This is a genomic window from Sphingobium estronivorans, from assembly GCF_008692605.1.
GTDB classification, from domain to species: domain Bacteria; phylum Pseudomonadota; class Alphaproteobacteria; order Sphingomonadales; family Sphingomonadaceae; genus Sphingobium; species Sphingobium estronivorans.
Map to the genome: position 1 here is coordinate 17,712 of NZ_LFCT01000003.1, position 23,315 is coordinate 41,026.

Annotated in this window: 25 protein-coding genes; 16 read left to right on the forward strand and 9 right to left on the reverse strand. The window is 64.2% G+C overall.

The genetic code is table 11. The annotated features are described in order from the left end of the window. Positions 1–112: 112 nt before the first annotated feature. On the reverse strand, positions 113–1,594 hold the full coding sequence (locus F7P65_RS02830) for a replicative DNA helicase (protein WP_150290246.1): 1,482 nt from the start codon (positions 1,592–1,594) through the stop codon (positions 113–115). Between the two features lie 121 nt (positions 1,595–1,715). Here F7P65_RS02830 and F7P65_RS02835 point away from each other — a divergent pair, with 121 nt between their 5' ends. Genes F7P65_RS02835 through F7P65_RS02855 form a run of 5 tightly spaced genes read left to right on the forward strand, consistent with a single transcriptional unit; the run spans position 1,716 to position 4,727 of the window. Continuing rightward, positions 1,716–2,198, forward strand: a complete 483-nt coding sequence (locus F7P65_RS02835; RefSeq protein ID WP_150290247.1) for a UPF0262 family protein — start codon at positions 1,716–1,718, stop codon at positions 2,196–2,198. Between the two features lie 32 nt (positions 2,199–2,230). After that, a complete protein-coding gene (locus F7P65_RS02840) occupies positions 2,231–2,896 on the forward strand; it encodes a glycoside hydrolase family 25 protein (protein ID WP_150290248.1) in 666 nt (221 codons plus the stop codon). Next, positions 2,893–3,351: a cytidine deaminase gene (locus F7P65_RS02845; protein ID WP_150290249.1), complete on the forward strand. Its 459-nt coding sequence runs from the start codon at positions 2,893–2,895 to the stop codon at positions 3,349–3,351. Before F7P65_RS02840 ends, F7P65_RS02845 begins: the two co-directional genes overlap by 4 nt. A gap of 6 nt (positions 3,352–3,357) precedes the next feature. Continuing rightward, the gene (gene dcd, locus F7P65_RS02850; protein WP_150290250.1) at positions 3,358–3,912 is read left to right on the forward strand and encodes a dCTP deaminase; all 555 of its coding nucleotides are present in this window, start codon (positions 3,358–3,360) and stop codon (positions 3,910–3,912) included. Between the two features lie 44 nt (positions 3,913–3,956). Further along, complete coding sequence (locus tag F7P65_RS02855; protein WP_150290251.1) at positions 3,957–4,727, forward strand: metallophosphoesterase; 771 nt, start codon at positions 3,957–3,959, stop codon at positions 4,725–4,727. A 12-nt stretch (positions 4,728–4,739) separates the two neighbouring features. On the opposite strand, the gene F7P65_RS02860 is transcribed toward F7P65_RS02855, so the two are convergent. Together F7P65_RS02860 and F7P65_RS02865 are read right to left on the reverse strand one after the other, a co-directional pair. Further along, complete coding sequence (locus F7P65_RS02860) at positions 4,740–5,435, reverse strand: anti-sigma factor family protein (protein WP_150290252.1); 696 nt, start codon at positions 5,433–5,435, stop codon at positions 4,740–4,742. Then, positions 5,432–5,920, reverse strand: a complete 489-nt coding sequence (locus F7P65_RS02865) for an RNA polymerase sigma factor (protein WP_150290253.1) — start codon at positions 5,918–5,920, stop codon at positions 5,432–5,434. Before F7P65_RS02865 ends, F7P65_RS02860 begins: the two co-directional genes overlap by 4 nt. A gap of 91 nt (positions 5,921–6,011) precedes the next feature. On the opposite strand from F7P65_RS02865, the gene F7P65_RS02870 reads away from it, so the two are divergent. From F7P65_RS02870 to F7P65_RS02880, 3 genes are all read left to right on the forward strand, one after another. Beyond that, entirely contained in the window at positions 6,012–7,334 is a 1,323-nt protein-coding gene (locus F7P65_RS02870; RefSeq protein WP_150290254.1) for a S8 family serine peptidase, read from the forward strand. Positions 7,335–7,434: 100 nt separating this feature from the next. Then, positions 7,435–8,118, forward strand: a complete 684-nt coding sequence (locus tag F7P65_RS02875) for a hypothetical protein (protein ID WP_150290255.1) — start codon at positions 7,435–7,437, stop codon at positions 8,116–8,118. 350 nt (positions 8,119–8,468) lie between these two features. After that, complete coding sequence (locus F7P65_RS02880; RefSeq protein ID WP_150290256.1) at positions 8,469–8,888, forward strand: hypothetical protein; 420 nt, start codon at positions 8,469–8,471, stop codon at positions 8,886–8,888. 81 nt (positions 8,889–8,969) lie between these two features. Here F7P65_RS02880 and ctrA read toward each other — a convergent pair whose 3' ends face one another. Further along, positions 8,970–9,677 carry a response regulator transcription factor CtrA gene (gene ctrA / locus F7P65_RS02885; protein WP_150290257.1) on the reverse strand — a complete coding sequence of 236 codons (708 nt, stop codon included), beginning with the start codon at positions 9,675–9,677 and terminating at the stop codon, positions 8,970–8,972. 208 nt (positions 9,678–9,885) lie between these two features. Beyond that, positions 9,886–10,779 carry a LysR family transcriptional regulator gene (locus F7P65_RS02890; protein ID WP_150290258.1) on the reverse strand — a complete coding sequence of 298 codons (894 nt, stop codon included), beginning with the start codon at positions 10,777–10,779 and terminating at the stop codon, positions 9,886–9,888. A 124-nt stretch (positions 10,780–10,903) separates the two neighbouring features. On the opposite strand from F7P65_RS02890, the gene F7P65_RS02895 reads away from it, so the two are divergent. Continuing rightward, positions 10,904–11,623, forward strand: coding sequence for a pirin family protein (locus F7P65_RS02895; protein ID WP_150290259.1), 720 nt, complete (start codon positions 10,904–10,906; stop codon positions 11,621–11,623). Between the two features lie 116 nt (positions 11,624–11,739). After that, entirely contained in the window at positions 11,740–12,339 is a 600-nt protein-coding gene (gene wrbA, locus F7P65_RS02900) for an NAD(P)H:quinone oxidoreductase (protein ID WP_150290260.1), read from the forward strand. Positions 12,340–12,428: 89 nt separating this feature from the next. Here wrbA and F7P65_RS02905 read toward each other — a convergent pair whose 3' ends face one another. Further along, positions 12,429–13,391, reverse strand: a complete 963-nt coding sequence (locus tag F7P65_RS02905) for an acyltransferase family protein (protein WP_150290459.1) — start codon at positions 13,389–13,391, stop codon at positions 12,429–12,431. 67 nt (positions 13,392–13,458) lie between these two features. Here F7P65_RS02905 and F7P65_RS02910 point away from each other — a divergent pair, with 67 nt between their 5' ends. From F7P65_RS02910 to F7P65_RS02925, 4 genes are all read left to right on the forward strand, one after another. Then, on the forward strand, positions 13,459–14,136 hold the full coding sequence (locus tag F7P65_RS02910; protein ID WP_150290261.1) for an RluA family pseudouridine synthase: 678 nt from the start codon (positions 13,459–13,461) through the stop codon (positions 14,134–14,136). 3 nt (positions 14,137–14,139) lie between these two features. Then, on the forward strand, positions 14,140–14,565 hold the full coding sequence (gene arfB / locus F7P65_RS02915) for an alternative ribosome rescue aminoacyl-tRNA hydrolase ArfB (RefSeq protein ID WP_150290262.1): 426 nt from the start codon (positions 14,140–14,142) through the stop codon (positions 14,563–14,565). Between the two features lie 42 nt (positions 14,566–14,607). Continuing rightward, the gene (locus tag F7P65_RS02920) at positions 14,608–15,093 is read left to right on the forward strand and encodes a GAF domain-containing protein (RefSeq protein ID WP_150290263.1); all 486 of its coding nucleotides are present in this window, start codon (positions 14,608–14,610) and stop codon (positions 15,091–15,093) included. A 111-nt stretch (positions 15,094–15,204) separates the two neighbouring features. After that, the gene (locus F7P65_RS02925; protein WP_240334172.1) at positions 15,205–15,684 is read left to right on the forward strand and encodes a hypothetical protein; all 480 of its coding nucleotides are present in this window, start codon (positions 15,205–15,207) and stop codon (positions 15,682–15,684) included. Positions 15,685–15,691: 7 nt separating this feature from the next. Here the strand turns inward: F7P65_RS02925 and F7P65_RS02930 are convergent, their stop codons facing one another. From F7P65_RS02930 to F7P65_RS02940, 3 genes are all read right to left on the reverse strand, one after another. Next, positions 15,692–18,214 carry a sensor domain-containing protein gene (locus F7P65_RS02930; protein ID WP_150290264.1) on the reverse strand — a complete coding sequence of 841 codons (2,523 nt, stop codon included), beginning with the start codon at positions 18,212–18,214 and terminating at the stop codon, positions 15,692–15,694. 133 nt (positions 18,215–18,347) lie between these two features. Beyond that, entirely contained in the window at positions 18,348–19,166 is an 819-nt protein-coding gene (locus F7P65_RS02935) for an arginyltransferase (protein ID WP_150290265.1), read from the reverse strand. Between the two features lie 132 nt (positions 19,167–19,298). Beyond that, positions 19,299–20,546, reverse strand: coding sequence for a threonine ammonia-lyase (locus tag F7P65_RS02940; RefSeq protein ID WP_150290266.1), 1,248 nt, complete (start codon positions 20,544–20,546; stop codon positions 19,299–19,301). A gap of 132 nt (positions 20,547–20,678) precedes the next feature. Here F7P65_RS02940 and F7P65_RS02945 point away from each other — a divergent pair, with 132 nt between their 5' ends. Then, a complete protein-coding gene (locus tag F7P65_RS02945) occupies positions 20,679–21,548 on the forward strand; it encodes an NAD(P)-dependent oxidoreductase (RefSeq protein WP_150290267.1) in 870 nt (289 codons plus the stop codon). Next, positions 21,545–23,248: an amidohydrolase gene (locus tag F7P65_RS02950; RefSeq protein WP_205451902.1), complete on the forward strand. Its 1,704-nt coding sequence runs from the start codon at positions 21,545–21,547 to the stop codon at positions 23,246–23,248. Before F7P65_RS02945 ends, F7P65_RS02950 begins: the two co-directional genes overlap by 4 nt. The last annotated feature ends 67 nt before the right edge of the window (positions 23,249–23,315 follow it).

Here is a 23,315-nt window from a genome sequence, read left to right on the forward strand (position 1 = left end):
AGACGCCTCTGATACCATCGCGCTCGATCTTCGACCGATCACAAGTGGGTTTCGCTCAGGCGCCGCGCGGGCTTAACCCTCCCCATCTTTCGATGGGGAGGATCAGGCAGGCTTATTCATAATCGTCGAGATAGCTGCCTTCCGCCAGGTCGGAGAAGCGCGTGATCTTGGCGTCGAACTTCATGCGGATGCGCCCCGTCGAACCGTGACGCTGCTTCGCCACGATCACTTCGGCAAGACCGTAGATGCGCTCCATCTCCTGCGCCCATTCCAGATGCTCGGAGCTTTCCTTGTTCCCCGGCTCCTTGGCGGCGACATAATAATCCTCACGGAACACGAACCAGACCATGTCCGCGTCCTGCTCGATCGAGCCGGATTCACGAAGGTCGGAAAGCTGCGGGCGCTTGTCCTCGCGCTGTTCCACCGCACGGCTGAGCTGCGACAGGGCCAGAACCGGACAATTCAACTCCTTCGCCAAGGTCTTCAAACCGCGGGAAATTTCCGAAATCTCGTTGACGCGGTTGTCGCCCTTCCCTGTGCCTTGCAACAGTTGGAGATAATCGACCACGACGAAACCTATGTCATGGCGGCGCTTCAAACGGCGGGCACGGGTACGCAGCGCCGCAATGGTGAGACCGGGCGTGTCATCGATGAAGAGCGGCAATTCCTGCAACTCCCGCGCCGCGCGGGAGAGGTTCTGGAAGTCGGTCCGACTGATCTTGCCCATGCGCAGCGCTTCGCCGCTGATGCCAGACTGTTCGGCAAGAACGCGGGTGGCAAGTTGATCCGCGGACATTTCAAGGCTGAAGAACGCCGTCTTGGCGCCCATATTCTTTTCGGGCGGAATGCCGTCGCCATGGTCGCGCAGCCAGCGCGACGCCGCATTATAAGCGATATTGGTCGCGAGCGAGGTTTTGCCCATACCCGGACGACCCGCGAGGATCATCAGGTCCGAATTGTGCATACCACCGATTTTCTCATTGAGGCTGTTGATGCCGGTGGTGATCCCCGACACATGGCCGCCGCTGTTCAGCGCGCGCTCCGCGACCTGAACCGCCATCGTCGTAGCGGTGGCGAAGCTCTTTACCGAGCCGGTTTCGCCCTCGCCTTCCGACACCTTGTAAAGCGCGACTTCGGCCTGCTCGATCTGCTCGCGAGGATTGACATCCTCGCTGGTATCAAGAGCATTTTCAACCAGTTCCCGGCCAACATGAACAAGCTGTCGCAACAGGGCAAGGTCGTAGATCTGCGTCGCGAAATCGCGCGCGCCCAGCAGCGCCGCGCCATTGCCGGTCAGTTGCGCCAGATAGCCGACGCCGCCCAGTTCCTTGAGCGCCGGGTCCTGTTCCAGCATGGGCTTGAGCGTCACCGGGTTCGCGACCATGTCGCGCTCCACCAGCCGCATTACGGATTCGTAGATGCGACCGTGCAGCGGTTCGAAGAAATGTTCGGGCTTGAGCTTCAACTGCACATCTTCGGCGATGCGGTTGTCGATCATCAGCGCGCCCAGCAGCGCGGCCTCCGCCTCGACATTGCGGGGAAGTTCAGGGGTGCCAGCGTCTGCGGCGGCATTCATGTGTAACAGTTCGACCATCGCCCCTCATCGCTTCGCGCACCGGCCCTTGCAAGGCTCAACATTGAAAGCATTCGGAAAAGCTGTGGACAAGAGTCCCCCTTGCTTTTCCCGGCATACAGCCGCACTGACCATAGCGTCCATGACAGACCCGCGCATCATTGATATCACGCTCGACGAGCGGACGATTCTCTGGCGCAATGCCGATGTCGAGCAGGAACGGCGCATCGCCATTTTCGACCTGCTGGAGGATAATCATTTCGAACCGCAGCGGACCCATGAGGACGGCTATGCCGGTCCCTACAAGGTGTGGCTGCGCGTCGAGGAAGGCCGGCTGGTCATCGAGATCCGGCGGGAGAATGGCGACCCGCTGGAGGCGATCATCCTGAGCCTCGGCCGGTTCCGCCGCCCGATCCGGGAATATTTCGCCATTTGCGACAGCTATTATCAAGCGATCAGCAATGCATCGCCGCAACAGATCGAGACGGTGGACATGGCGCGCCGCGGCATCCACAATGCGGCCGCCGAGACGCTGATCGAGCGGCTGGAGGGCAAGATCAAGGTCGACTTCGATACGGCCCGGCGCCTTTTCACGCTGATCTGCGTTCTGCACATCAAGGGGTAAGGGGCATCCGTATCAATAGTGTCGGCCAGTTCATGGCCCGTTTTTCCGTGGTTTTTGTCGTTCTCGGCCTATTGGCTCTGGGTGGGTGGCTCTATGCGCGCGACTGGGCACCGGATCGGGAAAGATTCCCGACCCAGGGCGTGTCGGTGTCGTCGGACAATGGCATCATCGAATGGGGCACTCTGGCCGCGCAGGGGGCCGATTTCGCCTATATTCGCGCGGCCAGCGGCGGCCATTTCCGCGATCCGGCGTTCGAGACGAATTGGGCAGGCGCGCGGGCGGCGGGCATGCGCTATGGCGCGTCGCTGGATTTCAGCCTGTGTGCGAAAGCTTCCGATCAGGCGACCGGCTTCATGGCCATGGTGCCCCGCGACAATGCTGCCCTGCCGCCGGTGATCCGGCTGGCGTTCGAGCCGGGTTGCCGGGCGCGGCCGGGGCAGGATGCCGTGCTGTCGGAACTGAACACATTGATCAATCTGGTCGAAAGTCATGCGGGCACGCCGGTGGTGCTGAACGTCAGCGACGATTTCGACGCAAGATATGGCATCGCCTCGGGGATCAACCGGACATTGTGGCTGGACCGCAATTTCTTCCCGCCCGATAGCGGAAAGCGCAAATGGGTAATGTGGACAGCCAGCGATATGCGGCATATCGACGGCATCGACGGTCCGGTACGATGGGATGCGATGCCGCAATGAGTGCGACGGAAAAACTGATCGAGGCGGCGCGTGGAGCGATGGGACATGCCCATGCGCCCTATAGCCGCTTTGCCGTGGGGGCTGCGGTGCGGCTGACCGACGGCCAGATCGTGACCGGCTGCAATTTCGAAAATGCGAGCTATGGGCTGTCGCTCTGTGCCGAGACCGTGGCGCTGGCGACGGTGAATGCGCAGGGGCGCTTTGCCGATGTCGAAGCGATTGCGGTGGTAGGCGGCGCGATGGGCGCCGATGGCTCCGTGACGGGCGAGGTTATCGTCACGCCCTGCGGCCGGTGCCGCCAGATCATGAACGAAGCCGAGCAGATGGCCGGGCGGACGCTCGCCATTTACTGCGCCGCTCCTGAAGGCGATGCTGTGGTCGAACATAGCATCGCAGAATTATTGCCTCATGCCTTTGGTCCTGCCGACCTGGGCATCATTCCGAGAAAGAGCTGAACAGCCATGTCGATATTGTCGGACAAGTGGATTCGCGAACAGGCCCAGACCCATGGCATGATCGAGCCGTTCGTGGAGAGCCAGCGGCGCGACGGCTGCATCAGCTATGGCCTGTCCTCCTACGGCTATGACGCGCGGGTCGCGGACGAATTCAAGATCTTCACCAATGTCGACAGCGCCGTGGTGGACCCCAAGGATTTCGCCGCGAACAGCTTCGTCGACCGCAAGACCGACTGCTGCATCATTCCACCCAACAGCTTCGCCCTCGCCCGCACGGTCGAATATTTCCGGGTGCCGCGCGACGTGCTGGTGATCTGCCTTGGCAAGTCGACCTATGCGCGTTGCGGGATCATCGTAAACGTCACCCCGCTGGAGCCGGGCTGGGAAGGCCATGTCACACTGGAATTTTCCAACACGACGCCGCTGCCCGCCAAGATTTACGCCAATGAGGGCGCGTGCCAGTTCCTGTTCCTGAAGGGCAATGAGCCGTGCGAGACCAGCTATGCCGACCGCGCGGGCAAATATATGGGGCAGCAGGGCGTGACATTGCCTCGCCTGTAAGGGCGTGCGACACTGGCGGGCATGATGTGTGAGCCTTGCCCGCCATGCTGATACGCTTCCGCCGCAAAGCGCCTGAGGATGGACCGCCGCCCAGCCTGGGCGAGGATATGCGTGCCTATGCCATCGGCGATATTCACGGGCGCGACGATCTGTTCGCCGAATTGCTGGAGAGAATTGCGCAGGATGAGGCGGCGCGGGCGCCTTTGCCCCGGCTGCTGATCCTGCTGGGCGATCTGGTGGATCGCGGGCCGCAATCGGCGCAAGTGATCGGGCGGGCAATGGCACTGGCCCGGGCGGACCCGAATATTCGCTTCATCAAGGGCAATCATGAGGAAATGTTCATCGCGGCGGCGCGCGGCCGAGCGGAGGCGGCCCGGCTCTTCCGGCGGTTCGGCGGTGTCGAGACGCTGGCCAGCTATGGCCTGATGCCCGATGACGGCACCGCCCTGAGCGACGCGGGACTGGCAAGATGGATGCTGGCCCATATCCCCCGCGAACATGTCGATTTCCTGGATGATTTCGCCGACATGCTGACGGTCGGCGACTATATGTTCGTGCACGCCGGGGTGCGGCCGCGCATTGCACTGGATGCGCAGACGCCAGCCGATCTGCGCTGGATCAGGGGCGATTTCCTGAACCACCGGCGACCCTTCGGCAAGATGATTGTGCACGGCCACAGCATCAGCGAGGATGCGGATGTCCAGTCCAACCGGATCGGCATCGACACCGGCGCCTTTCGCAGCGGCCGGTTGACCGCCATAGGCCTTGAAAACAGTCAAAGGTGGTTTCTGCAAACCAGCGCCGACAGGGAGTAGGCGCGCCCTGACCTACCGCCACTTTGTCTCCCTGGCCGCCTTTTCCTGCGCCGCATCGGCGGGGGCGCCCTCCATCAACGCATCGACCGTCGCCGTGATGCGCGCGTCGCCTGACGACGCCTGGCGGTAGGCGGTCCCCTGCCCCGCGCCCGGCACCAGTTGCTGCACCTGCCAGCCCTGCCTTTCGCGGCACGCGACGCCCGCCACCGCCTGTCCCTCGAAGCTGCGACACCAGCCGCCGCCCTTGCGCTGGAAGCTGAGGCCGATGCGGATCGCCGCGCCATCCTGGGCCGAGGCCAATTGCGTATCGAGCGCGGACGCCAGTTCGCCCTGAGCCACCATCGCGCCGTCGCTGACCGCGACCGGCCCGCTCGGACCGCCCGACAGATGACCGATGCCCAGACCCAGCACGAGGCTGGCGGCAATCGCACCGCCGATGCCCCAATTGCGCCAACGCGGCGTCGCAGGACGGGCGAGCGGCACGACCTTCGCGCCCCCTTCCAACAAAGCGCGCATGGCGGGCGGCACCGGCTCGGCTTCGACCGGCGCATAATGGCCCGACACGCGCTCGCGCAGGCGGCGGTGCATCTCCAGGCGCCCGGCCAGCGCTGGATCTTCGGCCACCGCGCGATCCACACGCCGCCGCGTCACCTCGTCCAGTTCGCCATCGACCCAGGCGATCAACATGGCTTCGTCAATATCCGTCATGCCGCTTCCCCAAATAGTTCGATCAGCGCCCCGCGCCCGCGCACCAACCGCGAGGTCAGCGTGCCCATGGGGACGCCCAGCACTTCGGCCGCTTCCTTGTAGGACAGCCCCTCCACCAGCACGAGCGCAATGGCTTCGCGCTGCTCGTCGGGCAAGGCATGCATGGCGCGATCCACGTCGGAGAGCATGACATGCGCCTCCATATCGCGGTCGCCCGCATGGCCGACATGCTCGCCCGCCTCTTCCGGCGCGAAGGTCCGGGCGGCGCGCTGCCGCGAGCGGGCCTCGTCGATCCAGAGATTGCGCATGATCCGATACATCCAGCTATCCAGTCTCGTCCCCGGCTGCCATTGATCGCGCGCCCGCAGAGCCTTTTCCAGGGCCGCCTGGCAGAGATCGTCGCCATCGGCACGGTCCCGCGACAGGCTGGCGGCAAAGCGCCTCAGCCGGGGCAGGATCGCCAACAGATCGCTTTCGAACGACATCCGGTCTCCATTTCTTGTCCATCAGGGATGAAACGACCTGCGACCGCCGTTTCATCCCTGACAGCCATCATGTATCGGAAATTTTTTCGCGATGAATCATTTTGAGAGCGAAAGGACCGGAAAAGGGGCCGGTGACAAAGAGGTGGAGATGAAATTCGCGCGTCCCTTGATCCTTGCCGGCCTGCTGCTGACCGCTCCGGGCGCGCAGGCGCAGTTGCTGCCCTCCCCCCGCGAAGCATGGGACCAAGTGGGGGGACAGGTGCGCGGCATGGCGCCCGGCGTCCTCGACCGGGTCGAAAGCACGTTGGATCAGACCAGATTGGATCAGACAGGGCTTTCCCCCGCCCGGCTGGCCGACAGGTTGATGGCGGCGCGGACCGCGCGGATCGGCGACCTGCTGCGACGGGAGGGAGATACCATCGAACTGGATGATCGACGCGAACCGGCGCGGCGCGGCGTGATCCTGCTGACTGGCGCCAGGGGGCAGAGCATCGATGCGCTGCGGTCGGCGGGCTATGGCGTGGAGACGGAGGCCGTCGAAGGACTGGACCTCCGCATCACGCGGCTCACCGTGCCAAAGGGGCAAAGTCTCTCTCGCGCGCTGAAACAGGTGCGATCCATCGCGCCGGAAGCGGAAGCGAGCGCGGATAATCTCTATTTCCCCAGTGGGCCGGGGTTGGCGCTTGCCACGACGGCGCTTGCCGAGGGAGGCGCGGTACGGGGCCGAAGCGCAGGTCTGATCGACGGAGGCGTAGCGAAGCACCCGGCGCTGAGCGGACCTATCGAACAACAGGGCTTTGCCCGGGGCGCTCCCCGGGCCAGCGCCCATGGAACGGCGGTCGCCTCGCTCATCAGTGGAACCGGGATCGTGCGCGGCGCGGCCCCCGGCGTGCCGTTGCTGGTGGCCGATGTCTATGGCGACGACCCGGCCGGCGGTGGGGCCTTTGCGATCGCGCGGGCGCTCGGCTGGATGGCGGCGCGGGGCGCGGATGTGGTGACGGTCAGCCTGGTCGGGCCGGACAATCCGCTGCTGGCGGGCGCGATCCGGCTGGCGCGGGACAAGGGCGTGAGAGTGGTCGCGGCGGTCGGCAATGACGGCCCGGCAGCGCCCCCTGCCTACCCCGCCTCCTATCCCGATGTCATCGCGGTGACAGGCATTGACGGGCGCGGGCGGCTGTTACCGGAGGCCGGGCGGGCGCGGCATGTCGATTTCGCCGCGCCGGGCGCGGACATGAACGCTGCCCGGGCCGATGGCGGCAAGGGGCGCGTGCGCGGAACCAGCTTTGCCGCGCCGCTGGTCGCGGGGCGGCTGTTCGCGACCGGCAGCCTTGACGCCCTGCTGAGCGAGGCCAAGTCTGGCGGCAAGGGGTTGGGCAAAGGCGTCATCTGCGGATCTTGCAGAAACATGGATTGAATTTCAGTATCTTGTGAACATTTTTTGGTGCTTTGGGATTAAATCGATCGGCCAGCCCGTTGTCCCTTCATCGGATCGACAACGAACAAGGAGACGATCGATGAAGATGAAGCTCTTTCTTGCTACCGCTGCCCTCGCCGCTCTGACGGCTGCCCCTGCTTCGGCCCAGCTGCTGGGCGGCGGCGGTGGCGGCATGCTGGGTGGTGGCCTGGGCGGCACGCTGGGCAGCGCGACCGGATCGCTGGGCGGTACCTTTGGCGGGTCGGGCGGCGTAGGCCTTGACCGCAGCATCGACCTTGAGAACGGCCGTGTCGGCGCCAGTGGGTCGGGCCATGGCAGCGGCAATGGGTCTGCCAGCGGATCGGTGACCCGCCACGGCAAGAGCCATGGCGGCAGCGCATCGGGTTCGGCCAACGGTTCCGCCAGCGGTAGCCTGACCGCAGATACGCTGGGCACCAGCGATGTCCGCAACGCCGTCGGCGGCGCACGGGACCAGGTGACCAACACCGCAGGCGCGGCGCGGGATCGAGCAGCTACGGCTGCCGGCAACACCCGCGACCGGGTTGGCGCGACGGCGAGCGCCGCTCATGACCGCGCCACCGATGCAGCGGGCCGCACGCGCTCCGTTGCGGGGAGTGCCGCCGGCAGCGCGGCGGGGTCCGCGAGCGGTCTTGCCAATAATGCCGGCAGTGCCGCCTCGATCGACGCTGGCGGCCAGCTTTCCGGCAGCGGACAGGCTTCGGGCCAGAGCCAGTCCTCCTCTTCGGATCAGGCGGCCAACTAGAGCATCGTGCGGAAAAGTGGGAACCGGTTTTCCGCAGAAAAAAGATGCGACAACAAAAAAATAGAGCGCGCGTCATGCGTCTGATTTAACGGAGCGCGCTCTACCCCCCGCAGCTGGCTTTCAGCCCGCTTGCCGCCTGACCAAAAAGACCGGCGATCCCTATCGGATCGCCGGTCTTTTCTCGAATAAATTTACTCCTGATATAAATCGGTTAGATTGTTACGCCTTCCCATGGCTGGCAAAAAAAGCTAGATCGGCGGCATAAAAAGGGTCCGACGGGCGTTTACTGTACGGGACAAAGGCGCCACGGGTGCTTCGCGGCACCATCAATCAACAGTTGCGGGACATTCATGCCCGATTTCGATCCCGATTTCCTGTCCAAACGTCTCTATGACCGGCAGCGTCGGCTGCTGAAGGCACGCATGCGTCATCCGCGTCATGGCGAAGTCGACATACTGGTCCGTGACGTGTCGGAACGCGGCCTGGGCGGACGATGCGAGCTTGAGCTGGCTGTGGGAGATCATGTCGTCATCGGCCTTCCCGACTGTTCCCCCGCCGAAGGCCGGATCGCATGGCGCAAGGGACAGGCTTTCGGCGTCCAGCTCGACGCGCCGATCAACCCGGAAACGGTGAAAAGTCCCCCGTCCGGCGAACGCCCGGCTGAAGCAGGCTATCAGGTGCCCACCCGCTTTCGCGCATCGGTCGAGACGAAGAGACCCGGTTTCCGCACCCGAACTCCGGGGATCGACACAAAGACCAAATGGAGTTGAAACAGGAACACAAAGGACAAGACCGGCGCCCCTGAGGACCGCCGGTCTTTCCACCCCCGTTGAACAGATAGGCGGGGCGCGTCAGGCCACCTTGGTCGCCAGCTCTTCCGCCTCGTCCGGGTCGCGCAGCACATAACCGCGGCCCCAAACCGTCTCGATATAATTCTCGCCGCCACAGGCCAGCGCCAGCTTCTTGCGCAACTTGCAGATGAAGACGTCGATGATCTTGAGTTCAGGCTCGTCCATGCCGCCATAAAGGTGGTTCAGGAACATTTCCTTGGTCAGCGTCGTGCCCTTGCGAAGCGAGAGCAGTTCCAGCATCGCATATTCCTTGCCGGTCAGGTGAACGCGGTTGCCGTCCACTTCCACCGTCTTCGCGTCAAGGTTAACCGACAGCTTGCCGGTGCGGATGACCGACTGCGAATGTCCCTTGGACCGGCGCACCACGGCATGGATGCGGGCGATCAGTTCCTCCCGATGGAAGGGCTTGGTCACATAATCGTCGGCGCCGAAACCGAAGGAACGGACCTTGCTGTCCATTTCCGCAATGCCCGACAGGATCAGCACGGGGGTCTGCACCTTCGCCGCGCGAAGCTTCTTGAGCACGTCATAGCCGTGCATGTCCGGCAGGTTCAGGTCCAGGCAGATGATGTCGTAATCATACAGCTTGCCGAGGTCGAGACCCTCTTCGCCAAGGTCGGTCGTGTAGACGTTGAACCCCTCGGTCGTGAGCATAAGCTCAATCGCCTTGGCGGTTGTCGGTTCGTCTTCGATTAGCAGCACGCGCATGTGAAGCCCCTTTGCGTAGCAGTCCCGTTCACCCCCAGAGAACGGTCCCCACTCCAATTCATTAACCAAAAAACTTCTGAAGGACAAAGGTTAATTTTTAGATAACTCAAGGATTCCAGCGAGTCGTGCGATTTGAATCAGTTTCGGTCGATTTGATCCCGAAATGATTCATCTGGAGTCAATATGGATTCGACTTCGAAATGATTGCTCAACAGCCATGATGGCGGGTCAGGAAATCCAGCACCGCATCGACCCGCGCGGGGCGCAGGCGCGACGGCGGGGTGACCAGATGGATGCCCAGCGCCGGCGGGCGCCAATCGGCAAGAATTTCTTCCAGATCGCCTGAGGCCAGGGCATCGCCGATAATGAAATCAGGCAGCCGGGCGATGCCGACACCGGCGCGCAGGGCAGGCAGCATCGCCTCCCCGCTGTTGACCGTGATGCGCGCCCGGACCTGCACCACGACATTCTGCTGGCCGGGGCCCGAAAAGCGCCAGACGTCCGGCGTCTGGACATTGGCGTAGCAAAGGCAGTCATGACTGCCGAGGTCGGTGGGATGCGCCGGGCGGCCCCGCTCCGCCAGATAGGCGGGCGATGCGACGACATGCATGTTGACGTCCGCCAGCCGCCGGGCGCGGAGCGAACTGTCCGGCATGTCGGCGATGCGGATGGTCGCGTCCAGGCCCATTTCGATCAGATCGATGCGGGCGTCGGACAAATGCAGGTCAATGTCGACCTGCGGATTCTGCTTGGTGAATTCCGCGATCAGCGGCGCGACGCGGAGCAGGCCGAAGGTCATCGGCGCGCCCAACCGGACCGTACCGGACAGTTCCGCCGTTTCGTCCCGCGCAGCCTCCTCAGCCGCCTGCCCTTCGCCCAGGATGCGGGCCGCATGATCGGCCAGCCGCTTGCCGCTTTCGGTGAGCGTCAAACGGCGGCTGGTGCGGCTGAACAGGCTGGTGTCGAGATGCTGTTCCAGACGGGTCACTGCCTTGGAAACGGTGGCCTTGGAAACGCTGAGCGCCTTGGCGGCGTCGGTGAAGCTGCGATGCTCCACCACGGCGGCGAACATGGCCCAGGCTTCGAAATCGGGAAGACGCATAAGGAAACAATCCGTTTCAATGCTGCTTATTTAAGAAACAATCCTGATCGCTAGATTGTCGGAAAGCAAGCCGGAACCTCCCCTCCGGGAAGTTGGCGGCAGGACATTCGAAAGGCATCAGCATATGAGCACGACAATCGGGAGCCGCATTGAACGCCGCCCCTTCGCCTCGCTTGGCCATGCCGACCATGGCTGGCTGAACGCGCGGCATCATTTCTCCTTTGCGGACTATCACGACCCCGCCCGCATGCATTGGGGCGCAATCCGGGTGTGGAATGACGATGAAATCGGCCCGCGTTCGGGCTTTCCCCCGCATCCCCATGCCGACATGGAAATCATTACCTATGTCCGCAAGGGCGCGATCACCCACCAGGACAGTCTGGGGAACAAGGGCCGTACCGAGGCCGGCGACGTCCAGGTGATGAGCGCTGGAACCGGCATCCGCCACGCCGAATATAATCTGGAGGATGAGACGACGACGCTCTTCCAGATCTGGGTCATCCCCCGCAACCGGGGCGGCCAGCCGAGTTGGGGCGCCAAGCCTTTCCCCAAGGGCGATCGTTCCGGCAAGCTGACAGTCCTTGCCAGCGGTTATGAGGAGGACAAGGAAGCGCTGCGCATCCGTGCTGACGCCCGTCTGCTGGGCGCCACCGTCAAGGCGGGCGAGAGCGTGACCTATGACAGCGCCGAAGGGCGTCACCTCTATCTGGTCCCGGCGACGGGACGGATCGAGATCGATGGCCAGATTTTCGAGGCGCGCGACGGCGCCGCCATCATCGGCGGCGCGGCCGTCACCATCAAGGCCATCGAGGACACGGAAATCGTCCTCGTGGACAGCGAATAAGGCCCCATCCCCTCCGGGGCCAAGGCCGCCCGCGTTTCTCCCCCCCCCTCACGCGGGCGGCCAAATTTTTTCGAAACCTTTTATCGATCAATGCATTAACGCGATTGGAGACAGTCATGGCCAAGGTTCTGGTTCTCTATTATTCTTCCTACGGTCACATCGAAACGATGGCGAAGGCCGTAGCGGAAGGCGCTGCCGCCGCCGGCGCGCAGGTCGACATCAAGCGCGTGCCCGAAACCGCGCCGCTGGAAGTGGCGCAGGCCGCCCATTTCAAGCTCGATCAGGAAGCGCCGATCGCGACGGTAGCCGATCTGGCCGAGTATGACGCGATCATCGTCGGGACCGGCACCCGCTTCGGCCGGATGTCGAGTCAGATGGCGGCCTTCCTCGACCAGGCGGGCGGCCTGTGGGCGCGCGGCGCGCTGAACGGCAAGGTCGGCGGTGCCTTCACCTCAACCGCCAGCCAGCATGGCGGGCAGGAAACCACGCTGTTTTCGATCATCACCAATCTGCTGCATTTCGGCATGGTGATCGTCGGCCTCGACTATGGCTTCACCGCGCAGATGGGCGTGGACAAGGTGCGCGGCGGCGCGCCCTACGGTGCGACGACCATCGCGGACGGCGACGGCAGCCGCCAGCCGGGCGAGGAAGAGTTGGAAGGCGCGCGTTATCAGGGTCGCCGGATCGCGGAAACCGCGCTGAAGCTGCACGGTTAACAGTTGTTGAGCCTTGGGTCGCAAGGCATCAACGCCAGCGGGGAGCCGGCACGCGATTGCGGGTCGGCTCCCTCGCTTTGGTCATGACATCACAGGAAGATGCGTCGCGCCGTTGGCGAAGATCGCATCAGATAATAAGCGGCCAGCGGCAGAATCAGCGCCTGCATCAACAACCACGGCTTGCTCAAGTAGGGCGAGAGATAGTGGATCACCGCGACATGCAGATACATGATGACCAGTGAGGCGCGACCGATGGCAGCGATCCAGCCGCCAAAGGGCGCCACCCGCACCGAAAGGCGAAACAGCAGGAAGCAGGTCGCGACCGCGGAGCCGATGGACAACAGCGGCCAGCCATAATCCGCCGCTTTCATGTTGAGCGTCGGCAGCAGCACCGTCAGGCCCGCCAGCGACAGAAACGCGAAGGGCGCCAGCATCCAGCTCCGCCATGTCATCCGTTGCCACGCCGCACCGATCCAGAGCAGCGACAGCGCCATGGGCACGGTGAGCAGGCCGAGCGGCGACAGGGTGGTGAACCGGCCCACGGCATAGGCGATCAGCAAGCATGGCAGCAGCACCCAGGCCCAGTGCCGATCGAGCGGATCGGGCCAACGGGCCAGCCCCATATTGAACAGGATGCGCGCCAGCATCAGGCAGGGCACGAACCAGAAGATCGTGAACGGCCCGCGCAACCAGGAACCGCCCAGCAGGATCGGCAGCACATCCTTCGGCCAGTCGTGGAAGATCGGCCGCCCGCCCTTCATCGTCTCGATGATCTGGTCGGCGACGATCAGCAGGATCAGGAATGCGGCATAGGGCCGCATCTGCGAACCAAGCTGGCGACGGGTAAAAGACGCCACCGGCTGCGGCCGGGACAGCAGGCCCGACAGCAGGAAGAACAGCGGCATATGGAAACTGTACATCGCGTCGCGCAGCCCCCCGCGCGTCCACACATGGCCGACCACCACGGCGATGATGCCGATGCCGCGCGCGACATCGATCCATTCCAGCCGCCCCCCGCCGTGCGGGTGCGCCTCATGCCCCCTGTTCTCCATAAGCACGACGCCCTATAGGAAGCCGCACGCGCGTCAATCGCTTCCCTGAATTTACGGAAAACGCCTCTTGTCCCTGCTTCACGACCGAGTCCTGTTCATCGATGGCGAGGCCATCATCCTCGACAAGCCCGCCGGCCTGCCCGTCGACGCGCCGCGCGACGGGTCGCTCAGCCTGGAGAACCACCTTTCTTCGTTGACCTTCGGCTTTCAGCGCTGGCCGCTGCCGGTCCATCGGCTGGACCGTGACACCAGCGGTTGCCTCGCCCTTGCCCGCAATCCCAAGGCGCACAAGCGCTTTGCCGCCGCTTTCGAGGCGGGAACCGTCGCCAAGCGCTATGTCGCCGTGCTGGACGGCGTGCCGGCAGAGGAAAGCGGCACCATCGAACTCGCGCTCAAGAAGATCAGCACGCAGGCGCAGGGCTGGCGGATGATCCCGGCGAAGGCAGGCAAGACGGCGCTCACCGAATGGCGCAAGATCGCGGAAAAGGATGGCCGGTCGCTGATCGTCTTCACACCGCGAACCGGGCGCACGCACCAGATTCGCACCCATGCGCTGCATGGCCTTGGCTTCGGCATTGTCGGCGATCCGGTCTATGGATCGGGCGGTGAGCCGATGCTGCTCCACAGCCGCTTCCTCAGCATCCCGCGCGGCGAGAAGGCTCCGGCGGAGGCGACCGCCCCCTTGCCGGAAAGCTTCGCTGCGGCAGGTTTCGGGCAAGAATTGCTCGAACAGGCGGGGCTGTAAGGCTTGACCCTCATCCCCGTCACCCGGTCGATCGCCATCGACACGGATGAACTGTCGGAGACGTTCGTCCGCTCGACCGGCGCGGGGGGCCAGCATGTGAACACCACCGACAGCGCCGTGCAGTTGCGCTTCGACGTGGCGAACAGCCCTTCCTTGCCCGAGGCGGTGAAGAACAGGCTGGCGATGATCGCGGGGCGACGGATGACGGCGGACGGAGTCCTGATCCTGCGTTCCGAAGGCTCGCGTTCGCAACTCATGAACCGGCAGGAAGTGGTGGAGCGGCTGGTCGACCTTATCCGCGAGGCTACCATCGTGCCCAAGGCGCGCAAGGCGACCAAGCCGGGCAAGGCTGCAAAAGCCCGCCGCGTCGACGCCAAGAAGGCGCGCAGTTCGGTGAAGGCAGGCCGGGGCAAGGTGCGCTTCGATTAACCGGGCTGGCCGAAATATCCGGCACGCCGTATATCCGCCGTCATGTTCGATTTTGCTCCCACGGCGGATGCCGACAAGATCACGCTCTATGACGACCTGCTTTCCGCCGCCGATGCGCTGACTGCGGGCGAGGCCGATGCCATCGCCAATATGGCCAATATCTCGGCATTGATCTGGCAGTTTTTGCCCGACCTCAACTGGGCCGGCTTCTACCGTATGGTCGTGGGCGAACTGGTGCTGGGGCCGTTTCAAGGCAAGGCCGCCTGCATCCGCATTCCGCTCGGCAAGGGCGTCTGCGGCGCCGCGGCGGCCAGCGGCCAGACGCAGTTGGTGGAGGATGTCCACGCCTTCCCCGGCCATATCGCCTGCGATGCCGCCAGCGCGTCGGAGATCGTCGTGCCGGTGATGCGGGAAGGCCGGATAGCTGCCGTACTTGACCTCGACAGCCCCCTGCCCGCCCGGTTCGACGAAGCCGACAGGACGGGGCTGGAGCTTCTGATCGCGCGAATCGGATCGCGGCTCGCCTGAAGCGATCCTGCCCCGTTTCGGGACAAGGCGCGCAGCGCCCATGCGTGGATCGCCGCGCTCCACCATGCTAAACAAGCCGTTAACAAATCAGCCGAAAACGGGGAGTGCGGCATGTCGATACGAAGCATCGTCCTGGCGGGCATCGGCCTGACATTGGGGATGACGACGCCCGTTGCGGCAAGCGGCCATCCGCCGCCGCCACAGGGGTTGCGCTACGATGACGAGGTGACGGCCCCTGACGTCCCGCCCCCTCCGCCAGAGACGCCGAGCTATGAGGGGCGCTGGAGCGGCACATGGCGCGACAGGGACGGCAGGACCTATAGCGGCGACTATGAGGGCCGGTTCGAAGGCCAGGTCCATGACGGCCCCGGCGTCGATTACGATGCGCCGCCCTATGCCGCCGCGCCCGCGCCGCCCGTCCCCGGCCAGCCCATTGTCACGACGACGCAGGCGCCCGGTTATTTTGCGCAAGGCTATTATTATCCCGGCGCCACCACCACGACAGTCGTCATCCAGCCCACGGTCAGGACGACGCGCAGCTATGTCACGGAAACGGTGAATTCCCACACCGCCCGGCGGCGTTCGAGATAGAGCGCCTTCAGGCCGCCTGCAATCGCACGCCCGCCCAGGGCCGGGGCCGCCCGAGCAGATAGCCCTGCCCGACGGCACAACCCCGCGCCAGCAACAGGGCGATCTGGCTTTGCCGCTCAATGCCCTCGGCCACGACCTCCATGCCCAGGCTGCCACCCAGCTTGCCGATGGCGTCGACGATGACCGCGTCCCCCGCATCCTGCTCGATATTGCTGACGAAACTCTTGTCGATCTTCAACACGTCGACCGGATATTGTTTCAAATGGCTGAGCGAGGCATAGCCGGTGCCGAAATCGTCGAGCGCGATCCGCACGCCCGCCGCCGAGAGCCGATGCAGCGCCTGCTCGACCTGATCCGCGCCCCGGCCCAAAAACACCGTTTCGGTAACCTCCACCTCGAAATGCTGGGGCGATATGCCGCTGCGTTCGAGATGGGCGAGGACATAGCCGGCAAAATCATGCTGCATGAAGTCCGCCGCCGAAGCGTTGATCGCCACGCGGCCCGGATCGTGACCGGCGCGCAACCAGCGGCTGACGTCGCGCACGACCGCCGCCATCATCTTCTCGGTAAGCTGGACCGCGATTTCCGCATTGTCGAAGGCCGCCGCAATGCTGTCCGGCGCATGCACGCCGGTGCGCGGATTCTGCCAGCGCAGCAGCGCCTCATAGCCCAATATCCGGCCGGTCAGCAGGTCGATCTTGGGCTGATAAAAGGGCACCACCAGATCGTCGGAGATCGCCTGCCGCGCCATGTGGATCATGGAACTGCGCTGCTGCGCCTCCGCCCGCAATTGCGAATGGAACATGGTCAGCCGCCCGCGCCCTGCGGATTTGGACGCATAAAGCGCCAGGTCGGCCGCCTTGAGCAATTCCGTCGCTTCATCACCATGTTCACCGAACACGGCGCCGCCGATGCTGACGCTACAATCGAGCGAACGACCGTTATGAACATAAGGTCCACGCACGCCGCCCAGCAATTCGGCGCTCCATTCGGCCAGCGCAGCGCTGTCGGCCAGTGAGGGCGCGATCATGCCGAATTCATCGCCGCCCAGCCGCCCGACCGTTGCGTCGGCCGGGGCGCAGGCGGCAAAGCGCTGGGCAAAGCCGCAGAGCAGCGCATCGCCCGCGTCATGGCCCAGCATGTCGTTGATACGCTTCAGATCGTCGATGTCGACCATCACCAGACCGAAACTCTCGCCCGACTGGCGCGCCTGCTCCGTCATGTCCTCCAGCGTGGCCTGCCACAGCGCGCGGTTGGGCATGCGCGTCATCGGGTCATGGGTCGCGGCCCAGCGGATGCGATCCTCGCTGTTCCGTTCCTCGGTCACATCCTGAAAGGTGACAATCACCCGCGCCGGGCGGCCGGATTCGGCAAAGCTGCTCCAGCCGATGCTCCGGATCCAACGCAGTGCGCCAGTGTCGGCCCGATACACCCGCAGCGTCGCTTCGAAATGCGGCGGCAGGCGATTGGCAGCCACCGCGTCCAGCATGGCGGCAAGGCGCGGCCGATCCTCCGGATGCACCAGTCTCAACGCCAATTCGCTCGTCGCCGGCTCTGTATCCGACAGGCCCAGCATCGCGCGGAATTCCCGCGACCAGGTGCGCATTCCGCTGGCTCCGTCAAAATCCCAGATGCCAAGGCGCGCCGACTGGATGGCCAGGCGGAAGCGCTCTTCGCTCTCGGCGAGAGCGCGCTGCGCCAGCTTTTCCGCATGAATATCCTCCAGCGTGCCGTACCAGCGCACGATCCGACCCCGGTCGTCCCGTCGCGCCGAAGCCCTTGCACGCATCCATCGATAGCTGCCGCCGGCAAGGCATATTCGATAATCAATATCTACCGGCTCGCCCGACCGGAGCCTTTCGGCCCAGAGCGACAGGGTTCGCTCGACATCGTCGGGATGCAGCGAGGCAATCCATCCAGCCCCTCGCGCGGAGTGCGGCGACCGCCCCGTCAACTCCTGCCAGCGCGGGCCGATTTCCTCGACCCTGCCATCGGGTGCCGCCGTCCAGGGCACTTGCGGACTCAGGTCGACCGACCAACGATAATGCTGCCGGCTTTCCGCCAGCGCATCGGCCAGGGCGCGCCGGTCATGATCGTGGCGCTCGTCAATATCCTCGACGGTCCCGTACCAGAGCGGCGCTTCGTCCGCTTCGACAACCCGCGTCATGCGGACAATGCCCCACCGCCTGGCTCCCGATTGGGCGCGCATCCGAACCGGGACCGGGTCGGGCCGGGACGATCCTTTCGCCGCGTCGGCCAAGGCCCGCCGGTCGCGCCGGTCGAGCAAAACGCGCCAGTCATGACCCATCATGTCGCAGGTAAAATGCCGCGCGAACAGGTCCGAACAGATTTCCCGGGACAGGACGCGGCCACGATCGTCCGCGATCCAGCGGATCAGCGGCGGGGAAACGCCGTGAAAGACCGGTGAAGAGGCCATTTCATTGCGGTAATGGAGCATATCCCAGTCCAGCCGGCCCATGGCCGGCTCGGCATCGATATCTCCAAATCGGCGATCAGCAAAACGGTCCATGGGACTGCTCTGATCCAATGCTGTTTCCGCACTTCATCAGCATGCTGTAGCGGAAAAAGTTAAAGAAGCTTTCCCATGCAAGTATCGGAAATATATCCGCAATGGCGCGATCCGCGGTTCGCGGTCCGGCATCTTATTTACGAAAAATCGCTGCCAGTTCGCCCGGCAACGCCGCTTCGTCGCGGCAGCCCGCTTCCCGAACGGCCTGCACCTGCTGCTGCGGATCGAAGCGCGTCCAGCCGTTACGGCTCAGCCTTTCCAGCGGACGATAGCGAATCTTATACTGCATCCGCTGCGATTCCTCGACCCAATAGCCGAGATAGACATAGGGCAGACCGGCTTTCGCGGCGCGCAGGATATGATCCATGATGATGAAATTGCCCAGCCCCTTGCGATGCTCCAGCTCCGTATCGAAGAAGCTGTAGATCATCGACAGGCCATCGCCCTGCCGGTCGGTCAGGCAGGCGCCGACCAGCTTGCCGGGACGACCGTTTTCACCGGGTTCGCGATATTCGACGACATGGCTTTCCACCGGGGTCTGTTCGACCATGTCGGCGAAATCCATCTCATCCATCTCGGTCATGCCGCCGCCCGGGTGGCGCGCACGCAGGTAACGCTGAAGCAACGCGAACTGCTCCTCCGTCGACCAGGGCTTGCAGGCGGTGATGACCAGATCTTCATTCTTGCGCAGCAATTTGCGCTGGGTCGCATTGGGCGTGAACTCGCCCGCGACGACGCGCACCGACACGCAGGCGGAACAATCCGCGCAGCTGGGGCGATAGGCGACATTCTGGCTGCGGCGAAAACCGATGCGGCCAAGCGCGTCGTTCAGTTCCGACGCATTGTCGCCGCTCAGTTCGGTGAACACCTTCCGTTCGCTCTTGCCCGGCAGATAGGGGCAAGGGCTGGGATTGGTCACGAAAAAGCGTGGAAAGCGGAATGGCGCACTCACAACCGCATCTCCCCCACAGCGCTGCCCGACCCCTGATTCATGAGTCGACTATGCCGTTCGCGGGCCGCTGTGAAAAGTTTATTTACCACGAAAATCACGTGGAGGGCAGAGGCGCCACAGCGGGCGCGTCGATCAGGCGACTTCGATCGGCGCGACTTCGTAACCCACCGCGCGAAGAGCGGCGATCAGCCGCTCCAGATGGGCTCCGTCCCGTGTCTCGCACTCGACGTCGAGGCTGAGGCCCTTGGCCGGCAGATTGGTGAAAATCCGCTGGTGCGAGAGTTCCAGGATGTTGACCGCTTCCTGGTCGAAGATGCGCGCGACATGGAACAGCGCGCCGGGCCGATCCTGAAGGATGATGCGCAGCCGCGCCAGACGGCCCGAACGCGCCAGATCGCGCAGCAGGACATTCGCCAGCAGGCGTGTGTCGATGTTGCCACCGGTCAGGATCAGTCCCACCTTGCGCCCGGCGAATTCGTCCTTGTTGGTCAGCAGCGCGGCGAGACCGGCCGCCCCCGCCCCCTCGACCACGGTCTTTTCGATCTGGAGCAGCAGGCTGACAGCCTCCTCCAGATGGCGCTCGCTGACCAGCAGCACATCGTCCGCCAGCCGCTCGACAAAGCGGCGGGTGAGTTCGCCCGGCTGCTTGACGGCAATGCCTTCCGCCAGCGTGTCGCCGTCGCAGGGCAGGTTCGCGCCCTTGATAAAGTCGTACATCGAGGGATAGAGTTCCGCCTGCACGCCATAGACCTTGATATCAGGCTTCATCGCCTTGGCCGCGGTCGCCACGCCCGAAAACAGGCCGCCGCCGCCGATCGGGACGATCAGCGTGTCGATCTCCGGCGCGTCCTCCAGCATTTCGAGCGCGACCGTGCCCTGCCCTGCCATGATGGCGGGTTCATCGAAGGGATGCACGAAAGTCAGGCCCTGCTCCACCTCCAGCTTGCGGGCATGGGCATAGGCATCGTCGAACTTTTCGCCGAACTGGACGACGGTGGCGCCATGGCCCTGAGTCTGCGTCACCTTCACCGTGGGCGTGGTGGTCGGCATGACGATGGTGACGGGCACGCCCAGCCGTTTGCCATGATAGGCCAGACCCTGCGCATGATTGCCGGCCGAGGCGGCGATCACGCCCTTTTTCTTCGCCTCTTCGTCAAGCTGGAGAAGGCGGTTCAATGCGCCGCGCTCCTTATAGGCGGCGGTAAACTGAAGATTCTCGAACTTCAGATAGACCTTGCAGCCGAACATGGTCGACAGCGTCTGGCTCACCAGCGTCGGCGTATGCACGACCGAGCCGGAAATTCGCACGCGCGCCGCCAATATATCGTCGACGGAAATGGGCAGCGGCATGGCGCTCTCGATGCTGGTCAGCGTATTCATGGCGCGCTCCCCTAAAGCATTTTCGCGCGGGCCGAAACAGGCCAGCGACATGAAAATTGCGGTTGAAGGAACTGGCACTGACGGACAACTGTGCTTATGGCTTGGCCTCACCCCTTTAACTGCATGAGGCATATGGCACATATCGCTTTTATCGGCCTGGGCGTCATGGGCGGTCCGATTGCAGGACATCTGGCCAGGGCCGGGCACCGGATGACGGTCTACAACCGCTCCATCGGCAAGGCGAAAAGCTGGGCGGAGACCTATGGCGGCACGGTCGCGGTCAGCCCGGCCAAGGCCGCCGAACATGCCGATATCGTCATCAGTTGCGTCGGGACCGACGACGATCTGTCGCAGGTGACGTTGGGCCGGGACGGCGCCTTCCGCGCGATGAAGCCCGGCGGTCTCTATATCGACCATACGACGGTATCGGCGCGGATTGCGCGGCAGCTCTATGTGGAGGGGGAAAGCCGGGGCCTCTATTTCGTGGACGCGCCGGTCACGGGCGGTCAGGCGGGCGCGGAAAAGGGTTCGCTTTCCGTCATGTGCGGGGGCAGCCAGCCCGCCGTCGACGCCGCGAAGATCGTGATGCAGGCCTATGCCGCTCGCATCGTCCATGTCGGGAAAGCGGGCGCGGGACAAACCGCGAAGATGGTCAACCAGATCTGCATCGGCGGCGTGGTTCAGGGATTGGCGGAGGCGTTGCGTTTCGCGCAGGCGGCGGAACTCAATCTGGACAAGGTGTTCGAGGCGATCTCCGGCGGCGCGGCGCAAAGCTGGCAGATGGACAATTATTGGAAGACGATGGCGGCGGACAATTTCGATTTCGGTTTCGCGGTGGATTGGATGCGCAAGGATCTGGGGCTGGCGCTGGAGGAAGCGCGGGCAAATGGGGCGACCCTGCCGGTGACGGCGTTGATCGACCAGTTCTTTGCCGATGTGCAGGCGATGGGCGGCCATCGGCAAGACACCAGCGCTCTGGTGCGGCGGATCACGCGGGCATGAAGGCTGCATTGCTGGCGGCGGTGGCCGCGCTCGCTTTGCCCGGCACGGCCCTGGCTTCGGGCGTCATCGACAATGTGAACGGCATCGCGCTGGACGCCAATGGACGGATCGTGCGGTTCCGGGCCCTGACCATCGATGATGAGGGCAAGGTCGGAAAATTGTTGCCCGACCGCTATCAGGAGCCGGAACAGCCGCGCCAGAAAAAGCGCAGGAAGAACGAGCCGGAGCCACCCCAGTCCAAAAGGCTCGACTTCAAACTGGACGCGGGCGGCAAGACGCTGATCCCCGGCCTCATCGATGCGCATGGGCATGTCATGGGCTATGGCCTGTCGCTCATCACGCTGGACCTGTCGGGCACGACATCGCTGGCGGAGGCGCAGGCGAAGATCCGCGACTATGCCGCCGCCAATCCGGGGCGGAAATGGATCATCGGGACGGGCTGGAACCAGGAGCTTTGGGGCTTGGGGCGCTTTCCCACAGCGGCCGAACTGGATGCGGCGGTCAGCGATGTGCCGGTCTGGCTGGAACGGATCGACGGCCATGCGGGCTGGGCCAATTCGCTGGCGATCAAGGCTTCGAACGTCACCGCCGCCACCAAAGCGCCGGCGGGCGGCCGGATCGAAATGGCGGGCGGCAAGCCGGCGGGCGTGTTCGTCGACAAGGCGATGGATCTGGTGACGAAGGTCATGCCGCCACCCGCGCCCAAGGACCGCGACATTGCGCTGGAAAAGGCGCAGCAGGCGCTGCTCCGTCAGGGTATTACCGGCATTGCCGACATGGGCACCAGCATCGAGGACTGGCAGGCGTTCCGGCGATCCGCGGATCGGGGGGCGCTGCGCGTGCGGATCATCTCCTACGCCTATGGCCTCGACAATATGGTGCTGATCGCCGGGCCGGAGCCGACGCCCTGGCTGTATCACGATCATCTGCGCATGGGCGGGATCAAGCTGATCCTCGATGGTGCGCTGGGGTCGCGCGGAGCGTGGCTGAAGGCGGACTATGCCGACGCGCCGGGGCAACGCGGGTTGCCGATGATCCCCTCGACGCAACTCCGCAACATCATGAGCCGGGCGGCGATGGACAATTTCCAGATCGCGGTTCACGCCATCGGTGACGCCGCCAATAGCGAAATACTGGACGCCATCCAGGAACTCAGCGAAACCTATAAGGGCGACCGGCGCTGGCGCATCGAACATGCGCAGATCGTCGACCCCGCAGAGCTGCCGCGCTTCGGGCAATTTGGCATCGTGGCATCCATGCAGCCGGTGCACGCTACCTCGGACTGGCGCATGGCGACGGCACGACTGGGCGACGCGCGGCTGAAGGGCGCCTATGCGTGGAAGGCGATGCTGGATCATCGCGTCCCCCTTGCCTTCGGGTCGGACGTGCCGGTGGAAAGCCCCAATCCCTTCCTTGGCATGGCCGCCGCCATGAGCCGCGAGGATGCGTCGGGTCAGCCGGCGGGGGGCTGGATGCCGGAACAGCGGGTGAGCTTCGAGGCGGCGCTGGACGGGTTCACACGGCAGGCGGCCTATGCGGGCTTTGCGGAAAAGCGCTTCGGCAGCCTCGTGCCCGGTCAGCGGGCAGATTTCCTGCTGGTCGACCGGGATATTTCGCTCTCCAACGCGAGCGAAATTCGCACGACGCAGGTGCTGGAGACGTGGATCGGCGGCAAGCGGGTCTATGTGAAGGGGCAGTAGCGCCCCTTGGAGGCATTTGACCGCGATTTCCTGGCCGGCAGCCGATGGGGTCGCTGGTCGAGAAATC